We start from the raw sequence: 20497 nt of genomic DNA, 5'->3' as shown, positions 1-20497 counted from the left end.
TGGAACACGCCATTATAGGTAGAGTGCATAGGGTTTTGTCAATGAAGAAGAGTTTTCAATTGATAGCGAAAGCCATTTAACTGGCAAAGCATTCGCGACATGCCGCTTTGCTGTGCAAGGCGACCAGACATCCGGCAAGTATCGTCAGCGCGGCAATTTGGAAGAGATGATCCCGGTGGCGAATCCACCCATCCGCAATTCTCCGAACAGGCGCTGATACTCAATCTTGGGGCATCGATTCTGTATCACATCGACACCACGCGCCTGCGCCACTGCAGCCGCCCCGGCATGCATTACGCCAATCTGCATCCAAACGGTTTGCAGCGCGGGCCAGCGCGCCAAAGCCGCGTCAACGATTGGCGGAACGGCATCGGAGCGCCGAAAAATATCAACCATATCAACATCATCAGGAATATCGGTGACATCACCATAGACCGTTTCGCCCAAAAGGGTTTGCCCAGCCAATCCGGGGTTCACCGGGATCACCCGATACCCCTTGAGCCCTAGATAGCGGGCCACATAGAAACTAGGGCGCACCTGATTGGCGGACACGCCAACAACCGCCACCGCCTTGGTACGGTCAAGGATCATGCGCAGATGGTCGTCAGAATAGTCCATACCCAAGTCCTATCCCCTTTTGGAACAACAAAAAAGCGCCCGGAGAAACTCCGGGCGCAAGTTATGGAACGAGGGACAGTGAGTTGGAACGCGTTGGTTCCAAAACGCGCTCCCACTACTTAATTTAGGTAGGTTGCAGAGGTTAAGAAGCGGTGATCAGGCAATCGTGATGGGTCGTGCGTGTGGAATCAGTCAACGACCTCGTCCGCCATATCTTCCAGCAGGTTGCAATGTCCGTGACGCCCGTTGCGCGTTTCTTTCGTTCAGGCCTTCACAGCATAAAGGGCAACGGCGGCCGCATTGGAGACATTGAGCGACCCAAATCCTGCTGCTGCGTCAATGCGCACCAAATGATCACAGGTTTCGCGGGTCTTTTCGCGTAGACCGGGCCCCTCAGCGCCCATTACCAATGCGATAGGTCGATCACGCTTGCCGTCAACGGCCTGTTCGATGGTCTGCTCTGCCTCGCCATCCAAACCCAGCACCAGATAGCCCATATCCTGCAATGCGACTATGGCGTCAGCCAGATTGCGTACCCGCAGATATGGTTGCCGCTCCAAGGCCCCGCTGGCGGTTTTGGCCAGCGCTCCGGTTTCAGGGGCGGCATGGCGATTCATGGCAATAACGGCGCGCGCGCCGAACACCTCAGCCGAGCGCAGGATCGCACCCACATTGTGCGGGTCAGTCACACGGTCCAGTAGCACGATGCGCTGTGGCATCGGCCCTTCGCTTAAGGCCACGTCCTCTAAACTGCCCCAATCAAGTGCCTTGACCTCCAGCGCCGCGCCTTGATGCACCGATTGCGGATCAAGAGGGGCTGCAAATTTGCGCGGGTCCGAAATCTCAGGTTCCATCCCGCTTTGCGGCACCGCCTCGCCCAGCCGATCCAGCGCATTGCGCGTCACTACCAGACGCAGCTTTTCGCGCGCAGGGTTTTCCAGCGCATCGCGCACCGCATGCAGACCAAAAAGCCAGACAGTTTCCTGTGCGGCCTGCCGCTTGGCCTGTTCCTTGGCGATAACCCACTTGGGCTTTTTCATGGTGTTTCCGATCCTTGGTTCCTCGCAGGCGATACCCGACAAATCATGGGCTGTGAAGTGCAGCACAATATTCCCCATTTTTGCAGTTGACGCACCCTTGGGCCGCAGGTAGTCACCCCGTCAGTGGGCGACAGGCCGCAAGGTGTGGCAGGGGACTGTAACTCCCTCGAGGCGACTCACGCCTGGTTCGATTCCAGGGTCGCCCACCATTCTTTCTGACAAAAGCCGAATAGAATACTTTCGCCCCCGCGGGGTGCGTGGTCACTGCACCAGCGCGTCGCTCCATGCACGCAGGAACGCTTCTCGGTTCAATCGGTCCAGATAGACCAAAAGCGCCGGGCCAAGACGAATTGGCCCGTAGGCCCGCGCCTCGGGTTCATCAGCGGCACCCAAGGGCGGCAAGACCCAAGTTTCGGGGGTGTCCCGCATTCCTTCCTCCAGCAGCCGATCAAGGAACAGGGCCGCCCCTTCGATTTCCGTGGCTGTTGCAGGGATCAAGGCGGTGCGCAGCATGACGGTGGCGTAGTCCTCAAGCTCAAGCACCTCAAGCCGATCATCACGGGCGATCCGTTCGGCGGCATACGACCCCAGCACGTTGTAGGCCAGCGCCAGCCTGCCTGACCCCACATCATCAATCATCTGCGCCGAGCAACAATAAAGCGCCGCCCTCTGCCGGCCCATCAGTTCCGACAAGCGCCAGAAGGTGTCGGAATTTCGCGCCTCTTGCGTGGCAAAAAGATAACCCAGCCCGCTTTGGCGAACATCATAAGTGCCAATTGAGGCCTCAAACACATCCGGGTTCTGGCGCAGCAACGCGATAAGCTCTTGCCGCGTTTTGGGGCGCGGCAACCCTGCAAAGCGCTCGCGCGAAATCACGGCGACCGCCGGTTCGGCTGTGAAGGCAAAGACCTGATCGCGCCAGCGCGCCCAAGCCGGCAACGCATCCGTCACCGGCGAAGCATAGGGTTGTGCGGCCCCGTCATTGGCCAGTTGGAACTGCAAATCCATGGCCGAGGAAATCGCCACATCAAACACTTCGCCGCCTTGGATAGCGGCGTGCAGATCAGTACTGGAGGCCACGTAGTAGTCGATCCCGACGGCAGGTTGTTCCCGCTGGAACTGCAAAATGAACGGCTCGAACACGTCAAGGTCCGCGGTGGAGGCAACTTTGATGGTTGTCGTCCCGGTACCCGGATAAAGTTTCTGATCTTCGATCTCCAACGCCTGCGCACCGGTGGTCGCAAGGCAGATCACAGCCGCTAGGCTGCGGGTAAAATGAGTGACACACATGCCCCTACTCCATCTTCTGGGGTTGTCAGTTCCAAGCTGCCGCCATGGGCAATCAACACATCCTCGGCGATGGTTAGCCCAAGACCGGAGCCCACGATTTTTTCCACATTAGCCCCCCGCGTGAAACGGCCCGTCAGGGCGGGCAGTGAGACTGCAGAGAACCCGCGCCCATGATCCCGCACGGTAAGCCGCCATTGCGAAGGGTCATCTTGCGCCAGCGTGATGCTTACTTCGGTTTCGCCGGGCGAATATTTGATCGAATTGTCCAGCACATTGCGCAGCGCGCTTTCCAGCAGGATCAAATCACCGCGCACCGGGGCGGGCGATTTGGCATCCAGTCGAAAGTTGATATCTTTCATATCCGCCGTTGGTGACAGCCCTTCTGCGACCTTGACGACCAGTTCTGCCAAATCGACGTCATCACGGGCCAATGCCTCGGCGCGGAAGCTGACGGTGGCGTGATCAAGTAATTGGCTGGCAGAACGCGAGCTTTCATCAACGGCACGAATAACGCGCCGCAACATCTTCTTTTCGTTTTCTTTTTCGACGGTATGTAAGGCAAGTTCCGCCTGCGCGCGCACGGTTGCCAAAGGCGTGCGCACCCGGTGGGCGGCTTCGGCGATGAATTCTTCGGATCGGCGGATCGACTGGCCCAAACGCTCCATCAATCGGTTGAGCGCAATCAACAAAGGCGACAACTCATCAGGCACCTTGCGTCGCAAGGGGCGCAGATCGGACGGCCCGCGCCGGGTGACCGCTTGGGCAAAGGCATTCAGGGGCCGTAAAGAGCTGATCGCCGCAAAGGCACCCAACCCCACAGCAAGCAAGAAGAACGCCACTGAAAGGACCGCCGCCGTGCGCGACAATCCGGTGCCAATCGCTTCAACCCCGGTGCGGGTTTGCCCCACGCTGACCAGCACAGGCACGGGTTGTTGGCCTGCCAGCACCGTCCTTTGCACCGACACAACACGCACCTGATCACCACGATAGCTGATCGTTCTGACGGCCACATCGCCGGGGCGTTCAGGTAAAGTTGGCGGGATCAGATCATCATAGCCGGTAATCGTCTCGCCCCCTGCTGCTACCCGGTAAAACACGCGATCCTCGCCAATGGCATTGAGCATGGCAAAGGCAGAATACGGCAGTTCCAGCAGGATTGTGCCCTGCTCGCTGCGCAGCGCCTCTGCGATGGTTGTGGCAGAGGCGACAAGCACGTTGTCTTGCGTCCGTTCCGCCGCTTCGCGGGCAAAACTGGTGACCATCCACCACGACAGGATCGCCAGAACCGCAGCAATAACAGCCAACAAAACCGTCAGCCGTTGCCCGATTGAGCGCCACCAGAACGGACCTCGTGCTGCGTCGCTCATGGTGCGCTCATCCGGTAGCCCATCCCGCGCACCGTTTCGATCTGCACACCGGCGTCAGCCAGACGGCGGCGCAGGCGGCCGACATAAACCTCAATGGCGTTCTCGCTTACTTCGGCGTCTTGGGGGAAGAGCCGGTCAAGCAGCTGCGACTTGGACAGGATCTGACCCTGATTGCGCGCAAATACCTCAAGCAGGCGCAACTCGCGGTTACGCAGGCTGTGACTGGCGCCGTCTTGGGTCAGGATGCCTGACGATGGATCGAAAAATGCAGCACCCAGCGGAATGACCGCTGGCATTGGCGTCCCGCGACGGCGCAGGACGGCACGGCAACGCGCCTCCAACTCACCAAAATCAAAGGGCTTTGTCAGATAGTCATCTGCCCCAAGATCAAGCGTATCCACCCGATCAGAAACCTGACTGCGTGCAGTCAGCACGATCACCGGCAAACGCTCTGCGGTGCGGGTTTTGCGCAGGAATTCGCGCCCGTCCCCATCAGGCAACATCACATCCAAAAGCATCAGGTCATAGTCGGCGACGGCCAGCCATTCTTCAGCCTCGGCCAGTGTTTTAGCGTGATCGACGGCATGCCCATCCAATGACAGCCGCCCGACGATGGCCTCGCCCAGATCGACGTTATCCTCAACCAGCAAAAATCGCATTGGTCTTTCATTCCCACCTGCGAAGACCCTTGGTCAGGGCCTAAGCAAAAATCAATTGGCGTGTCAGGCTTGTGTCAGCTTGGCATGCGGTAGTGCAGCATGGGCGGCGAAACACCGCCTGTCAAATGGGAGGAAATCTAATGACACATACCATGACCCGCCGGGTCGTGATGGCGGCTGCTGCCGTCACACTTGCATTCGCAAACCCTGTTGCGGCCGATGGCCATCAGGTGATGGACGAAATCAACTTTCTGATCCCCGGCGGCGCCGGTGGTGGTTGGGACGGCACAGCACGTGGCACAGGCGAAGCCCTGACAGGTGCGGGCCTTGTTGGCACAGCATCCTACGAGAACATGTCCGGCGGCGGCGGCGGTGTGGCCATCGCCCACCTGATCGAAAACGCGGATTCGCTGCAAAACACCATGATGGTGAACTCCACTCCTATTGTGATCCGTTCACTGACGGGCGTGTTCCCGCAGAGCTTCCGTGACCTGACACTGGTTGCAGGCACCATCGGTGATTATGCCGCCATCGTGGTGAATACTGACAGCGACATCCAGTCCATGAATGACCTGCTGGCCGCCTACCGCGCAGACGGGATGAGCTTTGCCGTTGGCGGTGGTTCTGTTCCCGGTGGCCTTGATCACCTTGTTGCAGCATCCGTGATGCAGGCAGCGGGCGAAGACCCAACGGCCTTCAACTACATCCCCTATGATGCAGGTGGTGCGGCGATGGCGGGGCTCTTGTCCGGTGAGATTCAGGCGCTTTCCACAGGTTTCTCTGAAGCGGTCACATTGGCCCAGCAGGGCGAAGTCCGCATTCTGGGTGTGACATCTGACGCGCGCGTGCCCGCGTTCGAGGATGCGCCCACCATGAAAGAACAGGGCCTTGATACGACATTCGTCAACTGGCGTGGTTTCTTTGCAGCTCCCGGTCTGTCTGATGACAAGCTGGCCATGATGCAGGATGCCGTTGCCAAGATGTACGACACGCCAGAGTGGGAAGAAGTCCGTGCCCGCAACGGTTGGGTCAACATCTACAACAATGGCGATGATTTCCGCAGCTTCCTGGAAGAGCAGGAACAGGTGATCGGTGATCTGATGAAAACGCTGGGCTTCCTCTAAGAGGTGCCCACCGACCGCCCCGCAGCATCGCGGGGCGGTCAAACATACAAGAATTTTCGGGGAGGGAAGTTCATGGCGCTGGATCGCTGGATCGCGCTGATCTTTGTCACATTTTGCTGCATCTATGGCTATGCCGCATTCTTTACGATGGATCAGCTTCTGCCCCCCTTCATGCAACGCAACCCGGTGTGGCCGTCGACCTTTCCCAAGGTGCTGGCTGTTCTGGGTGTTATCGTGGGTATGATCGTCTTGCTTGGCGTCGAGAAGGCCGAAGACCAAGACGACGCGCCAAGTGCGACCGAAATCAATTACCGCCGTTTGGGTGACTATAAGATCGGCCAAGCGCTGATGCTGCTGGGCCTGATGGTGCTTTATGCGCTGATGCTGCGTCCGGCGGGGTTTCTGATCTCGACCACGACGTTTCTGGTCGCAGGCAGCGCGATCTTGGGCGAACGCAAGTTCCACGTCATGATCCCTGTTGCTGCTGTCGCCACCGGTTTCGTGTGGTATCTGGTGCAAGAGGTGCTTGGCATCTTTCTGCGTCCTTTTCCGTTTTTCATGGGGATGTAGGCCATGCTTGAAGGTATTTTTATCGGTCTAGAGGCCGCATTCTCTGTTCAGAACATCCTGATGGTTGTGGCCGGGTGCCTGATCGGCACGTTTATCGGCATGCTGCCCGGTTTAGGGCCAATGTCGATCATCGCCATCATGATCCCTGTGGCGATCACACTTGGTGATCCAGCCGCGGCGCTGATCCTGCTGGCTGGTGTCTATTACGGTGCGATCTTCGGCGGCTCGACCTCGTCGATCCTGCTGAACGCGCCCGGCGTCGCCGGGACCGTTGCAACCAGCTTTGACGGCTATCCGATGGCGCGCAAGGGCCAAGCAGGCAAGGCGCTGACCATCGCTGCCGTCGCCAGTTTCGCGGGCGGCACAATTGGTGCGATCCTGTTGATGATCTTTGCCCCTGCCCTGTCCTCTGTCGCCCTTCTGTTCCATTCGGCTGAATACTTTGCCCTGATGGTCGTCGGCCTGTCGGCCATTGCCGCATTTGCGGGTACGGGTCAGGTCGCCAAAGCGCTGATGATGACAATCCTTGGTCTGATCCTTGCCACCGTGGGCGAAGGGGCTTTGTTCAACATGCCCCGTTTCACGATGGGCATGCTGGACCTGCAATCAGGTATCAGCTTTATCACGCTGGCTATGGCGATGTTCGCCTTGCCCGAGGCGATGTTTCTTGTGCTGAACCCAGCACGCGGTGCCAGCGGTGAAGGTAGCGGCAAGATCACGAACCTGCGGTTCTCGCGCGAAGAGGGCAAAGCGATGATCCCGGTAATCGGGCGTCAATCCGTGCAGGGCTTTTTTATCGGAGTGCTTCCCGGTGCGGGGGCGACGATTGCGTCATTCCTTGGCTATGCTGTGGAACGCAACATCGCCAAGGGTGAAGAACAAGAAGAGTTCGGCAAAGGCTCTGTCAAAGGTCTGGCCGCACCAGAGACAGCCAATAACGCCGCCTGTACCGGATCATTTGTGCCGTTGCTAACGCTGGGTATTCCCGGTTCCGGCACAACGGCCATTCTATTGGGCGCGCTGATCGCGCTTAACGTCACCCCCGGTCCGCGCCTGATGATCGACACGCCAGAGATTTTCTGGGCCGTCATCATCTCGATGTTCATCGGCAATCTGGTGCTTTTGGTCCTGAACCTGCCGCTGATCCCTTACATCGCAAAAATTCTGTCGATTCCGCGCAACTATCTGATCCCCTTCATCCTGTTTTTCACGCTGATGGGGGCTTACATCGGGCAAAACAACGCGACCGAGCTGTTGTTGCTGGTTGGCTTGGGCGTGATGGCGACGATTTTCCGCTTTGCCGATTACCCGCTTGCGCCACTGCTGATTGGGTTCATTCTTGGCACCATGCTGGAAGATAACTTTGCCCGTTCGATGCAGCTTTATCGTGGGCTTGACTTTATCCTCGAACGTCCGATGACGCTGGGCTTGCTTGTGCTGGCGGCGTTGCTGGTGCTGTTGCCCAGCTACCGCGCACGACGCGCCCGCAAACGCGCTGAAGGTGTGGCTGACGGGGACTGATCATGCCCCTCGCCGGTGTCCGCGTCCTTGATCTGACCAATGTACTGGCGGGGCCCTTTGCCTGTCACCAATTGGTCCATCTTGGGGCAGAGGTGATCAAGATCGAGGCCGTGGGCCGGGGTGATCTGGCACGCAATCTTGGTGCAGACCCGGCCCTTTCAGCACAAGGCATGGGCGTGAGTTTTCTGGCACAAAATGCTGGTAAACGCTCTATCGCATTGAACCTCAAACACCCAGACGGGGTGGCTGCTTTCCTCAAGCTGGTGGCCACGGCTGATGTACTGGTTGAGAACTTCCGCCCCGGTGTGATGGCCCGTCTGGGCCTGGATTATGAGATCCTGCGCAAAATCCGCCCACAGCTGATCTACTGCGCGATTTCCGGCTACGGTCAGACCGGACCATGGGTGGACCGCCCGGCCTATGATCAGATCATCCAAGGTGCGTCAGGTGTCATGTCCATCACAGGCAATGACGATAGCGGGCCGCTGCGCGCCGGCTATCCACTGGCGGACACGGTCGGTGGGCTGACGGCAGCAATGGCCATTTGTGCAGCGCTCAATGCACCTAAGCGGGGGCAATTCATTGATGTTTCGATGCTGGAATCAGTATTGGCCACGATGGGTTGGGTTGTGTCCAATCATCTGATTGCAGGGGCCGCACCTGCCGCGCACGGCAATGAAAATCCGACCTCTGCGCCGTCGGGCGCGTTTCAATGTGCCGATGGATTGCTGAACATTGCCGCAAACAAGGACGAACAGTGGATCGTGCTGGCCAAGCATCTGGGTCGGGCCGATCTGCTGAATGATCCCGCCTATACCACGCGAGAGGACCGCAAGCGCAACCGTCTAAGGCTCAAGGCCGAACTAGAGACGGTGCTAACAACCGGTAACGCGCGAGACTGGGCGCAGGCGTTGAACGCGGTTGGGGTGCCATCAGGTGCCGTGATGCAGGTGTCAGAGATCCTTGCCCATCCGCAAGTCGCGGGCCGTGATCTGCTTGCCCGTTATGACGACGTGCCGGGTGTCGACAGGGCCATCGACGTGCTGCGCACTGGTTTTATGGTTGATGGGACGCGGCCGCAGGTTGACGCCCCGCCCCCGCCTCTTGGGGCTGCAACGGACGCCGTGCTGTCTGAATTGGGATACGGACCTGACGACATCGCGGCGATGAAACGGGACGGAGCCGCGCAATAAAGGCCACGCCGCCGCGATCTTTAATCGCTGGCGCAGGGAAATCCGGAAACGCCCCAAATGAGCAGGTCATCGATGTGTTCTTGCAAGCTATAAGGCGCAGCCTCGCGCCCGCCACCGGGGTTCCAGGCCCAATGCAAGATCAGGTCGTGGTTGAGGTGCTCTGCCAATTCTAGCATCGTGCGTCCGCCGTTGCGGTCAGGATCACGCAATTGATTGCAAATCTCATCCGATGTTTTGCCAAACCATTCAGCTTCAACCGGGGCCAACTGCCAGTTCATCGCCACCTGCGGCGCGGCATGTGGCATATCGTTAAGCCCTTCACGGTAGGCGTGGCAGGTGCTGCATTGGATGGTCTCGGCCCCGATCCGGCTATCACCTGCGTTGATGTTCATCCCATGGGCGCGGGTGCGTCCGTAGGATGGCCCTGACCACATCGGGCGGTTGTCCGCGCCGACATGGCAGTTCGAACACCGCGGATGCGAGGCGACCTCATAGACCCGCGAAAACGCATCAAGCCCGTCTTCGATGGACACCGAGCCTTCCGCAGGTGGAATGATCGACACTTCAGTTTCGGCAGCCGAAGCGGCAGAGGCGATTGTGAAGGCCGCAAGCAGCCCGATTGCAAATTGGCGCATAAACATCATTGGCCTCATACAAAATCGATGAACTTGTTGAATGGCATCTCGCGCAGGCGCTGACCTGTTGCCGCAAAAATCGCATTGGCCAAGGCCGGAGCCGCCGGTGGCACTGGCGGTTCACCGATCCCGCGCACATGGCTGTTGTTTTCCAACCCTTTCACGATGATCTCTGGGCATTGATACATGCGCATGGCTTCGTGGGCGTGGTAATCTGTCTGCTCTGCCATGCCGTCGGCATAGGTGATCTCAGAGTTGATCGCATGGCCAAGACCAAAGATGACGCCACCTTGCACGAGGTTTTCAAAGTTCACAGGATCAATGACCGTGCCGACATCGCAGGCCACCCAAACCTTATCAAGCTTGATGCCTGCATCGGTTGCGGTCACCTGAACGACCTCTGCCGTTGGCACACCGAAACTTTCCACGAAAGCCACTCCGCGCCCCTGGTTTGGGGCCAACGTGCCGCCCCAAGATGACATTTCGGCCACGGCCTCAAGCACTTTGCGTGATACGTCATGATCAATCAGGCGCAGGCGCTCTGCCATCGGATCGGCGCCTGCGGCGTGGATCAATTCATCTAGAAAGCTGTCAAAGATGAAACCAGCGGCTGGCGCGCCAACCGCGCGCCATGATGATGTGGGGGCCAGTTCCGGTGCGCGATAGGCCGTCATGCGGTAGTTGGGGATGGCATAGGGGTTGTTCCACGCGCCCGCTGCGATTTGCGTGTCTGGCCCCGGCACCGGGATGCCCGCGCGGCCCATCTGTGACGAAATCACCGACGGTGCCGCGATGGCTACATCAATCGTTTCGACCTGACCGTTTGACACTGTGCCCTTGGTCCGCCCCATCGCGATGTGTCGCGGGAAGTCCTGCGCAAAATCCTCTTCGCGTGAATAGGTCAACTTGACCGGGGTGGCGCGCATTTGGTTCGCGATTTCAGCGGCCTGCTTGACGTATTCGAACTCCAGCCGGTGACCAAAGCTGCCGCCGATAAACTGGTTATGAAAGGTGATTTGCGCCTCATCATGGCCGGTAACACCGGAAATGACGGTCAAAAGCTGGCGCGGCATCTGATGGCCGGTCCAAATCTCAACCCTATCATCCGTAACCAGCACAATGGCGTTCAGCGGCTCAAGCGGGGCGTGGGCCACGTAAGGCGAGCGATACTCGGCCTCGACCACTGTGCCACTTGCCAAGGCATTGTCGACATCACCGTCGTCGCGCCATTGTCGGTCCAGTTGATCAGAGTTGAAGGATGCCGCAAGCGCCTCCCAGTGCCCATCCATGCCGGGCGGATAAGGCGGTGTGCCCCATGTCACGTCTATCGCGTTAGCCGCCTGAATGGCCCGCCAAGTGTTGTTGGCAATGACCGCAAGACCGCTGGTGATCTCAAACACGTCTGAGACGCCGCGCATCTCGCGCGCGGCTGCGTCATCGTAGCTGACAATCTCACCGCTGCGGCAAGGGTCCATGCGGACAGCGGCGTGAACCATGCCATCAACAGACAAGTCGATACCATAATCCAAAGTGCCGGTTGATTTGCCGACAATGTCCAACCGCGCCATTGGTTTACCAATGAGCCGCCATGCGCTTGGGTCGCGCAGGGTGACATCTTCGACCGGATCGAGGGCCGCTGCGGCGGTGGCCAAGGTCGTATAGGGAATTTCGGTGCCATCGGGTAAGATTACTGCCCCCGATTTGGTCTTGAGCTCCGCCACGGGCACGCCAGATTGCTGCGATGCCGCCAGTTTCAACGTCTCACGCGCAACGGCCCCGGCATAGCGCAGCTTGTCAAAGCTGTCGGCCATTGAGGTTGACCCGCCGGTTCCTTGCAAACCGATCACTTTCAACAACCCGCCCATCATCGAGCGGGTGGTTTCGGCCACAAAGCTCTGGTCGGTGGATTTGAAGGGGGCACCTTCGGCTGCCATGGCGGTGTTCCAGTAGGCCGGGCTTGGCGCGCCAAAGCTGACCGCGAACTGGCCGAAATCAAGATCCAGCTCCTCAGCGATGAGGGCCGCTTGTGCGGACACAACGCCCTGCCCTTTGTCACTATGCGGGGTGATCAGTGTGATCGTCTCGCTGTCGATCTTGACCCATGGGTTAAAGGTAGCCTCGCCCGCCGCCAAATCGTCTTTGAGCGGGTTGGGAATATCACGCTTTACCAGATAAGTGCCAAAGGCGACCCCGCCCGCGATAGCGACGGAACCAAACAGAAATGTGCGACGGGCGATGGTGCGAACGCGTCCCATGATCACGCCTCCTGCATTTTGGCGGCGGCGGTTTTGATCGCGGCGCGGATACGGGGATAGGTGCCGCAGCGGCATAGGTTCCCGCTCATCACAGCATCAATATCGTCGTCCGTCGGGTCCGGGTTGGTATCGAGCAGCGTGACCGCCTGCATGATCTGGCCGGACTGGCAGTAACCGCATTGGGCCACTTGATGTTCCACCCAAGCCTCTTGCATTACATGCATGGCGTCGGGTGTGCCTAGACCTTCGATCGTTGTGATGTCGGCACCGTCCGCAGAGGCCGCTGTCACCTGACAGCTGCGCACGGCCAGCCCGTCCATCTGCACCGTGCAGGCCCCGCATTGCGCGATGCCGCAGCCATATTTGACGCCAGTAATCCCCAGCTCATCCCGCAACACCCACAAAAGCGGCATGTCATCTTCGACATCGACGTCACGTCTTTGGCCGTTCACCGTGATCTGCATGGGGGACTCCTGTTGATCAATATTGACGGTTGGACATTTTTCATACATTTGTCCAATTTGACATGTAAAGTCAATAGGACCAAAACGAACGCAATGAATGACCGCGATAAAAAGTTGATTGTTGCCGCCCATGCTGTCTTTTCCCGTTACGGGATCAGCAAGACGACGATGAATGATATCGCCCGTGAGGCGGGCGTGGCGCGGCAGACGCTATACAACGCCTATCCCAACAAAGAAGCCATCCTGCGTACGGCTGTGCGTGTGTCTGCCGAAGAAACCTATGTCAATGTCGATGCGGCATGGCGCGATCTGACGGAACTATCCGAAAAGATTGAGGTTTTCTTTCAATTTGGCCCCCTTTGCTGGTACGATATGGTGGTCGCCTCGCCCGAGATGGGCGACCTGATTGATGGTATTCATTGCATCGCCAAAGATGAGATGGAAGAATTCGCAGTGCTTTGGAAAGGTCGCTTTGAAGACCTGATCAAGGAGCATGCCAAGCCGGGCTCTGCCGCTTATGATGATGCCGCAGCGACCGCTGATTTTCTTTACTCCTGCGGCATCAATGCAAAGCTCGATGCAGCAGACCGCAGCGTCGTACAATCCCGCCTTGCCATCCTGAAACGATCCATTCTGGCGCTCGTTGCTGAATAGCATTGCCGCTGGACAGGACGACGCGCAGGCCTCACAAATTGGCTATGACCACACCCGCTTCATCCTTTAACATCATGATCGTGGGGCAAGGCGGACGTCTGGAGTATGAGGCGCTGCTGTTTGCTGCCTCTCTGCGCAAACACAGCCCCGATTTCGACGGCACGCTTTTTGTGGCAGAGCCACAGCCCGGTCCGCTGTGGAAAGGTGATCCGCGCATGTCAGCGCCAATGAAAGAGGCACTGGCCAACCTCGGCGCGCAGGTGCGCCCTTTTGACAGTCAGCATTTTGGCCAAGACTACCCGCAAGGCAATAAGATTGAGGGGCTTTCCGTGTTGCCCGCAGACGCGCCTTTCATCTTCTTTGACACCGATACGCTGATCACGGGCGACATCACCGCCCTGCCCTTTGATTTTGATCGCCCTGCCGCCTCTATGCGTCGTGGGGCCACGTGGCCCGTGGAAGAGCTGTATTGGCCGGGCTACACCGCCATCTGGAAATCACTTTACGACCGATTTGATCTGGATTTTGAAAGCTCGCTGGACCTGTCGCAACCCGATGAATACTGGGAGCGTTATCTGTATTTCAACGCCGGCTGGTTCTTTGGCAATGATTCTGCCGCTTTTGGCAAACGCTTTGCAGACTACGCCGTATCAATCCGCGACGATCCCCCGCCAGAGCTGGTGATCCAGCCACTTGACCCTTGGTTGGATCAGGTGGCACTGCCGCTAGTCATTCATGGGCTGGGCGGCGGACGGCCTGATCCCGGCCTCGATGGTCTGGACGGCGACGTGACCTGCCATTGGCGTGTCCTGCCCTTGCTCTACGCACAAGGGACCGACGATCAAATCGCGATTCTGGAGGATGTCACCGCACCCAACAAAATCAAAAAGCTGCTCAAGCAGCACGAGCCATTCAAACGGATGGTCTATCAGGGGCGCGGTCACAAGGTGCGGGCGATGTTTGATCGTGCCAACCTGCCCCGGCACGAACGCGCCTTGCGCAACAAGATCAAATCGGCTGGTTTCTGGATGCGCTAGGATCGGGTCCGAATGGGCTTGCTGCCCCGCGCCACGATCCGAAACAGGGACCGCCCGATCCCTTCATCAAACAACGCAATCGTCCTTAGATCACGCGGGGCGTTGAGTGCCCGCCCGTTTGCGCCTACACCATGCGGCAACATTCTTAAGGGAGACGACAGATGACTGATGGCCCAACCTACGGCTTTGATACATTGCAGATCCACGCAGGCGCCCGCCCCGATCCGGCAACCGGCGCGCGACAGGTGCCGATCTATCAGACTACCGCCTATGTGTTCCGCGACGCCGAACATGCAGCCGCTTTGTTCAACCTGCAAGAAGTGGGCTATATCTATTCGCGTCTGACCAACCCCACCGTGGCCGCCTTGCAGGAACGCATCGCGACACTTGAGGGCGGTGTTGGCGGTGTCTGCTGCTCTTCCGGTCATGCGGCCCAGATTATGGCGCTCTTTCCGTTGATGCAGCCGGGGCGCAATATCATCGCGTCCAGCCGCCTTTATGGTGGTACGGTCACGCAATTCAGCCAGACGATCAAACGCTTCGGCTGGTCTGCAAAATTCGTGGATTTTGACGACCACGCTGCTGTTGCGGCAGCCATTGACGACGACACCCGCGCCGTCTTTTGCGAAGCCATCGCCAACCCCGGCGGACATATCACCGACCTTGATGCGATTTCTGCCATCTCGGACAAGGCGGGTATTCCACTGATCGTGGACAACACATCTGCCACCCCATACCTGTGTCGCCCAATTGAGCATGGGGCAACTTTGGTGGTGCATTCGACAACGAAATATCTGACCGGCAATGGCACGGTGACAGGCGGTTGCGTCGTCGACAGCGGCAAGTTCGACTGGACGGCCAACGACAAGTTCCCATCCCTGGGCGAGCCAGAGCAGGCCTATCACGGCCTCAAGTTCGCCGAGACCTTCGGCCCGTTGGCATTCACCTTCCACGGCATCGCCATCGGCCTGCGTGATCTTGGCATGACAATGAACCCACAAGCGGCGCATTACACGTTGATGGGGATCGAAACCCTGTCACTGCGCATGGACCGCCATGTGGAAAACGCAGTAAAAGTTGCCAAATGGCTCGAAGATGATCCACGCACGGACTACGTGACTTATGCAGGCCTGGAAAGCTCGCCCTATTCTCACCTTGTGCCAAAGATCTGCCCCAAGGGTGCGGGCGCTTTGTTCACGGTGGCGGTAAAGGGCGGCTATGACGCCTGCGTCAAGCTGGTCGATAGCCTAGAGATATTTAGCCATGTGGCTAACCTTGGGGATACGCGCAGCTTGATCATCCACTCTGCGTCGACCACGCACCGCCAGTTGACAGCCGAACAGCAAGAAGCCGCAGGTGCGGGCCCCGGCATCGTGCGCCTGTCTATCGGAACCGAGGATGCAGACGACATCATCGCCGATCTGGATCAAGCCTTGGCCAAAGCCACGGCCTGATGTCAAACCCGTGACATTGCAAAGCCGCCGGCGCCCTTGGCGTCGGCGGCTTTGTGCTGTAGGGTTCGCGCGTGGGGGCAAAACGCGTTTTGCCTGTGGAACCAACATGCTAGAGCGTGCGGATGATCAGCAATTTTGCGCTATCGCTTTCCTTTGAGGGAATAGAGCTGCTGCACCGCGTGTCGCGCGGTTGGCGGCGCATTGGGCGTGTAGATGTTGCCAGTGAAACCCTGGATGCCGATCTTACCGTTCTGCGCGAGAAAGCCGAGGCGCTGGCCCCCGACGGGCTGCGCACCAAACTGATCATCCCGCTGGATCAGATCAAATACGTGGCCATCGACAGCACCCAGACGACGGACGCTGATATCGCGACCGAATTGGATGGCAGTACCCCCTATCACCTTGATGAATTGGTCATCGATGTAGAGCGCTTTGGTGGCCGCACCCATATTGCCGCTGTCGCCAAGGAAACCTTGCAAGAGGCCGAGGCCTTTGCTGCCGCCCATGGGTTTAAACCTGTAGCTTTCGTCGCTGTGCCTGAACCCTTCACCTTTCAGAAAGAAGTGTTCTTTGGTCCGACCTCTATGATGGCCGAAGTTCTGGGGCCGGACGTTGAGGCAAAACGCGAAGACCTGCCCGTCATGATCGTGGGCACACGGATCAAGTCGCGCCTGCTGGTTTTTGACCTGCCCGAAGAGGTACAGCAAGAAGCCTACCGCGACGATCTTGCGACCTTGCTTTCGCCGCAGGAAGCGCCCGCGTCTAACGAAGAACCGGAGACGGTTGCTGAGGTTGCTGAGGTTGCTGAGGTTGCTGAGGTTGCTGAGGTTGCTGAGGTTGCTGAGGTTGCTGAGGTTGCTGAGGTTGCTGAGGTTGCTGAGGTTGCTGAGGTTGCTGAGGTTGCTGAGGTTGCTGAGGTTGCTGAGGTTGCTGAGGTTGCTGAGGTTGCTGAGGTGCCAACGCCGGAACCGGATGATGTGCAAGAGGAAAGTCCTCCCAAGCAGCAGATTTGGGTCGATGCTGTTCCAGCCGAACACTACCTGCCCGTCGTGCAAGCCCCCGCATCTGCCGAACCTGCAAAGCCACTTGTGCCGATCAATCCCGTGCTAGCCGAGATCGCTTTGCTCGACAGTGTCATTCCTGAAGTACATCAATCGCCGACCAAAAAGGCCAAGGCGCCTTTGGTTGCACCAACGGGCAAAGCCACAGTTGCAAAACCGCAGCTTGCCGCCGCCGCCCCTGCCGCCAACAGAACAAGCAACCCCGGTACCACAGGCGACAACCGCACACCGTTGATTGCCGCGGGCATTGGGGCTGCGGCGCTCTTGCTTGGCGGGCTGATCTGGTCGCAGATGGGCGCTACGGACACCGCCCCGGCACCCCAAACTGCGGCCGCTCCGGCAGAGATTGTCGCGCCAACCCCCGTTGAGATCGCACCCGCACCGGTTGAGCCCGAAACAATTGTCGCCGCAACGCCCGAATTGCCTGACGTGCCCCCAACTGTGCCCGATGTCACGATCGGCGAATTTGGTCTAAACGCCTTCGAAGATGCCCCGTTGCCAGCATTCACAACGATTGATGGGTTTTCTGCCACTAAGACGCCTGCGCCGCTTTTGACCGCCGCAGCCGACCCCCTGCCGTTGCCGGTACAGCCCCAGCCTGAACCGCCCACCGAACAAACAGCCGAAGTCACCCCCGCACCACTGCCAACAGGTCAGGTTCTGAGCCCGGATGAGGCCGCAGATATCTATGCAGCGACTGGTGTTTGGCAGCGCGCGCCGCGGTTTTTCGACGTGCCGTCCGGGGTGATCCCGTTTGACTTTACCACACCTGCGGGCACGCTTGCGCCGAACCGGGTCGCACAGCCTGCACTGCCTGCGACCGACAACCTCGACACTGACCTCAGCTTTCTTGCCCCAGCAGATCCACCACCAGCAGAAGCCGTTTTTGCACGTGATGAGAACGGCTTTATCCTAGCCACACCCGAGGGCACCGTGACCCCAGAAGGGGCAGTCGTGATCGCAGGCCTGCCGGACCTTACCATCACGCTGCGCCCGGAACTGACCCAAGCGGACCTGGACCGCATGGCGCTATTGGCCCCTGCCCCCGAAGGCGTTGTCATCATCGCCGGGTCGCCGTCCAATATCCCGCCTTTGCGCCCTGCGGATGCGGCGTTGCCCGCGCCCGAAGACGTGCCCGCCGATGACACTGACATCGCAACAACAGAAGATCCCGCGCTGCAGCCCGCTGCACGCGAAGAAACGCGCACACCAGGTAGCGTCGGCCTTGCTGGTCTGGAACTGCAAAACAGCGGTGCTGTTGAGCTAAGCGAAACGGTCGTAGCTCAGGATGATCCGCGCCCTCAGTTGCGCCCCAACGGGCTGGCTCCGCCCAACGACCCCGCCACGCCTGATATCACTGCCATCATTGCCGGGATCGAGGCCGAGGCAGCAACGCTGCGCTTTGACAACAGCACATCGCTGGCCATTGCCCAATCCGTCCGCCCCAATCGTCGGCCCGGTGGTTTTGACACGGTTGTCGCCTCGGCACGTGCCCGGTCGGTCACCCCCTCAGCCGCCGCCACACCCGCCCCGGCGGTCGCTGCAACTGTAGCCCCACAGAACTATGCGCCTGTCCCCGGTGGCGTTGCCCGCGCGGCCACGCAAGAGGACGTCATCCGCCTGCGCGAGATTAATCTGATTGGTGTGTACGGGCGGCCAAACGCACGACGCGCCTTGGTGCGGCTTAGCAATGGGCGCTATGTCCGGGTTGAAGTTGGCAGTGCGCTGGATGGTGGTCAGGTGACAGCCATTGGCGACACCGCGTTGAACTATGTCAAACGCGGGCGCACTTACGCGATCGAACTGCCTAGCGGATAAGATTGGCGGCGTTCGCAACGAACGCCGCATCGATGCGTGGCTGTTAGCTGGCCTTCAAAACACCGCGATCGATCTGATCCGCCTCGATGCTCTCGAACAGCGCCTTGAAATTCCCCTCGCCAAAGCCGTCGTCGCCTTTGCGCTGAATAAACTCAAAGAAGATCGGGCCGATCACTGTCTTGGAGAAGATTTGCAGCAGAATGCGGGTTTCTCCGCCGTCCACAACGCCTTCGCCATCGATCAGGATGCCGTGCTTCATCATCCGGTCTTTGGGTTCATCATGGCCGACCACGCGGTCATAGCTGAGGTCGTAATAGGAACTCGGCGGTTTTGGCATGAATTTGATGCCACGTTCGGCGATCTCATCGGTCGCCTCATACAGATCTTGAGCGCCCACCGCGATATGCTGGATGCCTTCGCCATTGTAACGCTTAAGGTATTCCACGATCTGCCCGGTTTCGCCCCGGTCCTCGTTGATCGGGATACGGATACGCCCGCAGGGTGAGGTCAGCGCGCGGGATAGCAGGCCGGTAAACTTGCCTTCAATATCGAAAAAGCGGATTTCCTTGAAGCCAAACAGGTCGCCATAGAACTTGAACCACACGTCCATGTTGCCCTTGTGGACGTTATGGGTGAGATGATCGAGGTAGTGGAAGCCGACACCTGCAGGATGTGCATCAGATACCCAGTTGAATTCATCGTTGTAGGGGTTGGCCTCGTAATACTGATCGATGAAATAGATCAGGCTGCCGCCAATGCCCACGATAGCAGGCACATCCATGGTTTTGCCGTCACCCTCGTAAGGTGTCGCACCTTTGCTGACTGCATGATCAAAGGCGTGCTGGGCATCAACGACGCGCCAACCCATCGAGGGAGCACAGGGGCCGTGTTCTTCGACGAAATCGCGCGCATGGCTGCCGGGTTCATTGTTGATCACGTAAGTGATGTCACCTTGCTGCCAAAGCTCAATGTCTTTGGATTTATGTGTGGCGGTATGGGCATAACCCATTTTGCCAAAGAGCTCGCGCAGGGTTTCAGGCTCGGGATGGGTGAATTCCACAAACTCAAACCCGTCGGTGCCAGCGGGGTTGGCGTCTGTGATTGTGGCTTTGGGGGCGTCGTGAGGGAAAGGTCCCATGGGTCATCTCCTATTTGATTTGCACGATTGTAGCTGCACGAAGTTGACATTTTCAGGCAATATGGATGATGTTTACCTAAATCTGCGCGTGAAATTCGCGCATGAATCACAATACGTGCAGGAAACCCGCATGCAACTCGACCCCGGAGATCTTCAACTTCTCGCAGCGCTTCAACGCGATTCCACTCTGACGGCACAGGACCTTGGCGATGCGCTTAACATGTCTGCCTCGCAGGCAGGACGGCGCAAGCAGCGGTTGGAAAGCGATGGGATCATCGCGGGATATCGGGCCTATCTGGACCCTGAAAAGGTCGGGTTGACCGTACAGGCCTTTATCCAGATCGTGATGGCGACCCATACCGAACAAAACGCCCGCGATTTTGTGCGACTTACCAAGACGCGGGCCGAGATTGTCGGCGCGTGGACCTTGACCGGTGATGCCGATTACTTGCTACGCATCTATTGTGCGGACCTGACAGCCCTCAACTTGCTGGTGCAGCAGGTGCTGTTGCCGCACCCTGCTGTCAGCCGTGTGCAAAGCCAGATCGTGATGGAACGGGTGAAATCAGACGCCCCTTTGCCCGTGTAACGACGGACCA

At 58.7% G+C, this 20497-nt stretch carries 18 protein-coding genes and 1 tRNA gene; 10 read left to right on the top strand and 9 right to left on the bottom strand.

The genetic code is table 11. The features are described from left to right. Positions 1-144: 144 nt before the first annotated feature. Positions 145-618 carry a CoA-binding protein gene (locus DHN10_RS07465; RefSeq protein ID WP_108814643.1) on the bottom strand — a complete coding sequence of 158 codons (474 nt, stop codon included), beginning with the start codon at positions 616-618 and terminating at the stop codon, positions 145-147. A 263-nt stretch (positions 619-881) separates the two neighbouring features. Beyond that, complete coding sequence (gene rlmB, locus DHN10_RS07460; protein ID WP_108815127.1) at positions 882-1658, bottom strand: 23S rRNA (guanosine(2251)-2'-O)-methyltransferase RlmB; 777 nt, start codon at positions 1656-1658, stop codon at positions 882-884. Positions 1659-1783: 125 nt separating this feature from the next. On the opposite strand from rlmB, the gene DHN10_RS19685 reads away from it, so the two are divergent. After that, a tRNA-Tyr gene (locus DHN10_RS19685) sits at positions 1784-1867 on the top strand. Between the two features lie 52 nt (positions 1868-1919). Here the strand turns inward: DHN10_RS19685 and DHN10_RS07455 are convergent. From DHN10_RS07455 to DHN10_RS07445, 3 genes are read right to left on the bottom strand one after another with little or no spacing between them, the layout of a single operon-like run. Next, positions 1920-2948 carry an extracellular solute-binding protein gene (locus DHN10_RS07455; protein ID WP_108814642.1) on the bottom strand — a complete coding sequence of 343 codons (1029 nt, stop codon included), beginning with the start codon at positions 2946-2948 and terminating at the stop codon, positions 1920-1922. Then, on the bottom strand, positions 2918-4315 hold the full coding sequence (locus DHN10_RS07450) for a sensor histidine kinase (protein ID WP_108814641.1): 1398 nt from the start codon (positions 4313-4315) through the stop codon (positions 2918-2920). The genes DHN10_RS07455 and DHN10_RS07450 overlap by 31 nt, the downstream gene beginning before the upstream one ends. Beyond that, the gene (locus DHN10_RS07445; protein ID WP_108814640.1) at positions 4312-4974 is read right to left on the bottom strand and encodes a response regulator transcription factor; all 663 of its coding nucleotides are present in this window, start codon (positions 4972-4974) and stop codon (positions 4312-4314) included. The genes DHN10_RS07450 and DHN10_RS07445 overlap by 4 nt, the downstream gene beginning before the upstream one ends. A 140-nt stretch (positions 4975-5114) precedes the next feature. On the opposite strand from DHN10_RS07445, the gene DHN10_RS07440 reads away from it, so the two are divergent. The 4 genes from DHN10_RS07440 (at position 5115) to DHN10_RS07425 (ending at position 9382) form a co-directional block, all read left to right on the top strand. Continuing rightward, complete coding sequence (locus DHN10_RS07440; RefSeq protein WP_199910647.1) at positions 5115-6098, top strand: tripartite tricarboxylate transporter substrate binding protein; 984 nt, start codon at positions 5115-5117, stop codon at positions 6096-6098. Between the two features lie 72 nt (positions 6099-6170). Beyond that, positions 6171-6668 carry a tripartite tricarboxylate transporter TctB family protein gene (locus tag DHN10_RS07435; RefSeq protein WP_108814638.1) on the top strand — a complete coding sequence of 166 codons (498 nt, stop codon included), beginning with the start codon at positions 6171-6173 and terminating at the stop codon, positions 6666-6668. Between the two features lie 3 nt (positions 6669-6671). Then, positions 6672-8189 carry a tripartite tricarboxylate transporter permease gene (locus DHN10_RS07430; protein WP_108814637.1) on the top strand — a complete coding sequence of 506 codons (1518 nt, stop codon included), beginning with the start codon at positions 6672-6674 and terminating at the stop codon, positions 8187-8189. Positions 8190-8191: 2 nt separating this feature from the next. Beyond that, the gene (locus tag DHN10_RS07425; protein WP_108814636.1) at positions 8192-9382 is read left to right on the top strand and encodes a CaiB/BaiF CoA transferase family protein; all 1191 of its coding nucleotides are present in this window, start codon (positions 8192-8194) and stop codon (positions 9380-9382) included. A gap of 20 nt (positions 9383-9402) precedes the next feature. On the opposite strand, the gene DHN10_RS07420 is transcribed toward DHN10_RS07425, so the two are convergent. Genes DHN10_RS07420 through DHN10_RS07410 form a run of 3 tightly spaced genes read right to left on the bottom strand, consistent with a single transcriptional unit; the run spans position 9403 to position 12736 of the window. Next, entirely contained in the window at positions 9403-10017 is a 615-nt protein-coding gene (locus DHN10_RS07420) for a hypothetical protein (RefSeq protein WP_108815126.1), read from the bottom strand. Between the two features lie 14 nt (positions 10018-10031). Beyond that, on the bottom strand, positions 10032-12272 hold the full coding sequence (locus tag DHN10_RS07415; protein ID WP_108814635.1) for a xanthine dehydrogenase family protein molybdopterin-binding subunit: 2241 nt from the start codon (positions 12270-12272) through the stop codon (positions 10032-10034). A gap of 2 nt (positions 12273-12274) precedes the next feature. Then, complete coding sequence (locus DHN10_RS07410; RefSeq protein ID WP_108815125.1) at positions 12275-12736, bottom strand: (2Fe-2S)-binding protein; 462 nt, start codon at positions 12734-12736, stop codon at positions 12275-12277. A gap of 93 nt (positions 12737-12829) precedes the next feature. On the opposite strand from DHN10_RS07410, the gene DHN10_RS07405 reads away from it, so the two are divergent. From DHN10_RS07405 to DHN10_RS19875, 4 genes are all read left to right on the top strand, one after another. Then, positions 12830-13390 (top strand): TetR/AcrR family transcriptional regulator, encoded by a 561-nt coding sequence (locus DHN10_RS07405; protein WP_108814634.1) that lies wholly within the window; start codon positions 12830-12832, stop codon positions 13388-13390. 44 nt (positions 13391-13434) lie between these two features. Continuing rightward, positions 13435-14427 (top strand): hypothetical protein, encoded by a 993-nt coding sequence (locus DHN10_RS07400; protein ID WP_108814633.1) that lies wholly within the window; start codon positions 13435-13437, stop codon positions 14425-14427. 161 nt (positions 14428-14588) lie between these two features. Continuing rightward, positions 14589-15881, top strand: coding sequence for an O-acetylhomoserine aminocarboxypropyltransferase/cysteine synthase family protein (locus tag DHN10_RS07395; RefSeq protein WP_108814632.1), 1293 nt, complete (start codon positions 14589-14591; stop codon positions 15879-15881). A 122-nt stretch (positions 15882-16003) separates the two neighbouring features. Beyond that, positions 16004-18760, top strand: a complete 2757-nt coding sequence (locus DHN10_RS19875; RefSeq protein ID WP_199910646.1) for a hypothetical protein — start codon at positions 16004-16006, stop codon at positions 18758-18760. 43 nt (positions 18761-18803) lie between these two features. Here DHN10_RS19875 and hppD read toward each other — a convergent pair whose 3' ends face one another. After that, complete coding sequence (hppD, locus tag DHN10_RS07375; protein WP_108814629.1) at positions 18804-19898, bottom strand: 4-hydroxyphenylpyruvate dioxygenase; 1095 nt, start codon at positions 19896-19898, stop codon at positions 18804-18806. A gap of 130 nt (positions 19899-20028) precedes the next feature. On the opposite strand from hppD, the gene DHN10_RS07370 reads away from it, so the two are divergent. Next, positions 20029-20487, top strand: coding sequence for an Lrp/AsnC family transcriptional regulator (locus DHN10_RS07370; RefSeq protein WP_108815124.1), 459 nt, complete (start codon positions 20029-20031; stop codon positions 20485-20487). Positions 20488-20497: the final 10 nt, after the last annotated feature.

This window comes from Loktanella sp. Alg231-35, assembly GCF_900143545.1.
GTDB lineage: Bacteria > Pseudomonadota > Alphaproteobacteria > Rhodobacterales > Rhodobacteraceae > Yoonia.
The sequence above is the reverse complement of the archived record's forward strand: the minus strand, read 5'-3'. Positions and strand labels throughout refer to the sequence as shown.

What these genes read in the sequence shown, in the direction of transcription:
- DHN10_RS19875 (WP_199910646.1), top strand. Translation starts at nt 16,004, where the DNA reads ATGATCAGCAATTTTGCGCTATCGCTTTCCTTTGAGGGAATAGAGCTG.
- DHN10_RS07395 (WP_108814632.1), top strand. Translation starts at nt 14,589, where the DNA reads ATGACTGATGGCCCAACCTACGGCTTTGATACATTGCAGATCCACGCA.
- DHN10_RS07450 (WP_108814641.1), bottom strand. Translation starts at nt 4,315, where the DNA reads ATGAGCGACGCAGCACGAGGTCCGTTCTGGTGGCGCTCAATCGGGCAA.
- DHN10_RS07370 (WP_108815124.1), top strand. Translation starts at nt 20,029, where the DNA reads ATGCAACTCGACCCCGGAGATCTTCAACTTCTCGCAGCGCTTCAACGC.
- DHN10_RS07425 (WP_108814636.1), top strand. Translation starts at nt 8,192, where the DNA reads ATGCCCCTCGCCGGTGTCCGCGTCCTTGATCTGACCAATGTACTGGCG.
- DHN10_RS07435 (WP_108814638.1), top strand. Translation starts at nt 6,171, where the DNA reads ATGGCGCTGGATCGCTGGATCGCGCTGATCTTTGTCACATTTTGCTGC.
- DHN10_RS07400 (WP_108814633.1), top strand. Translation starts at nt 13,435, where the DNA reads ATGACCACACCCGCTTCATCCTTTAACATCATGATCGTGGGGCAAGGC.
- DHN10_RS07420 (WP_108815126.1), bottom strand. Translation starts at nt 10,017, where the DNA reads ATGCGCCAATTTGCAATCGGGCTGCTTGCGGCCTTCACAATCGCCTCT.
- DHN10_RS07415 (WP_108814635.1), bottom strand. Translation starts at nt 12,272, where the DNA reads ATGGGACGCGTTCGCACCATCGCCCGTCGCACATTTCTGTTTGGTTCC.
- rlmB (WP_108815127.1), bottom strand. Translation starts at nt 1,658, where the DNA reads ATGAAAAAGCCCAAGTGGGTTATCGCCAAGGAACAGGCCAAGCGGCAG.
- DHN10_RS07455 (WP_108814642.1), bottom strand. Translation starts at nt 2,948, where the DNA reads ATGTGTGTCACTCATTTTACCCGCAGCCTAGCGGCTGTGATCTGCCTT.
- DHN10_RS07430 (WP_108814637.1), top strand. Translation starts at nt 6,672, where the DNA reads ATGCTTGAAGGTATTTTTATCGGTCTAGAGGCCGCATTCTCTGTTCAG.
- DHN10_RS07405 (WP_108814634.1), top strand. Translation starts at nt 12,830, where the DNA reads ATGAATGACCGCGATAAAAAGTTGATTGTTGCCGCCCATGCTGTCTTT.
- DHN10_RS07465 (WP_108814643.1), bottom strand. Translation starts at nt 618, where the DNA reads ATGGACTATTCTGACGACCATCTGCGCATGATCCTTGACCGTACCAAG.
- DHN10_RS07445 (WP_108814640.1), bottom strand. Translation starts at nt 4,974, where the DNA reads ATGCGATTTTTGCTGGTTGAGGATAACGTCGATCTGGGCGAGGCCATC.
- DHN10_RS07410 (WP_108815125.1), bottom strand. Translation starts at nt 12,736, where the DNA reads ATGCAGATCACGGTGAACGGCCAAAGACGTGACGTCGATGTCGAAGAT.
- hppD (WP_108814629.1), bottom strand. Translation starts at nt 19,898, where the DNA reads ATGGGACCTTTCCCTCACGACGCCCCCAAAGCCACAATCACAGACGCC.
- DHN10_RS07440 (WP_199910647.1), top strand. Translation starts at nt 5,115, where the DNA reads ATGACACATACCATGACCCGCCGGGTCGTGATGGCGGCTGCTGCCGTC.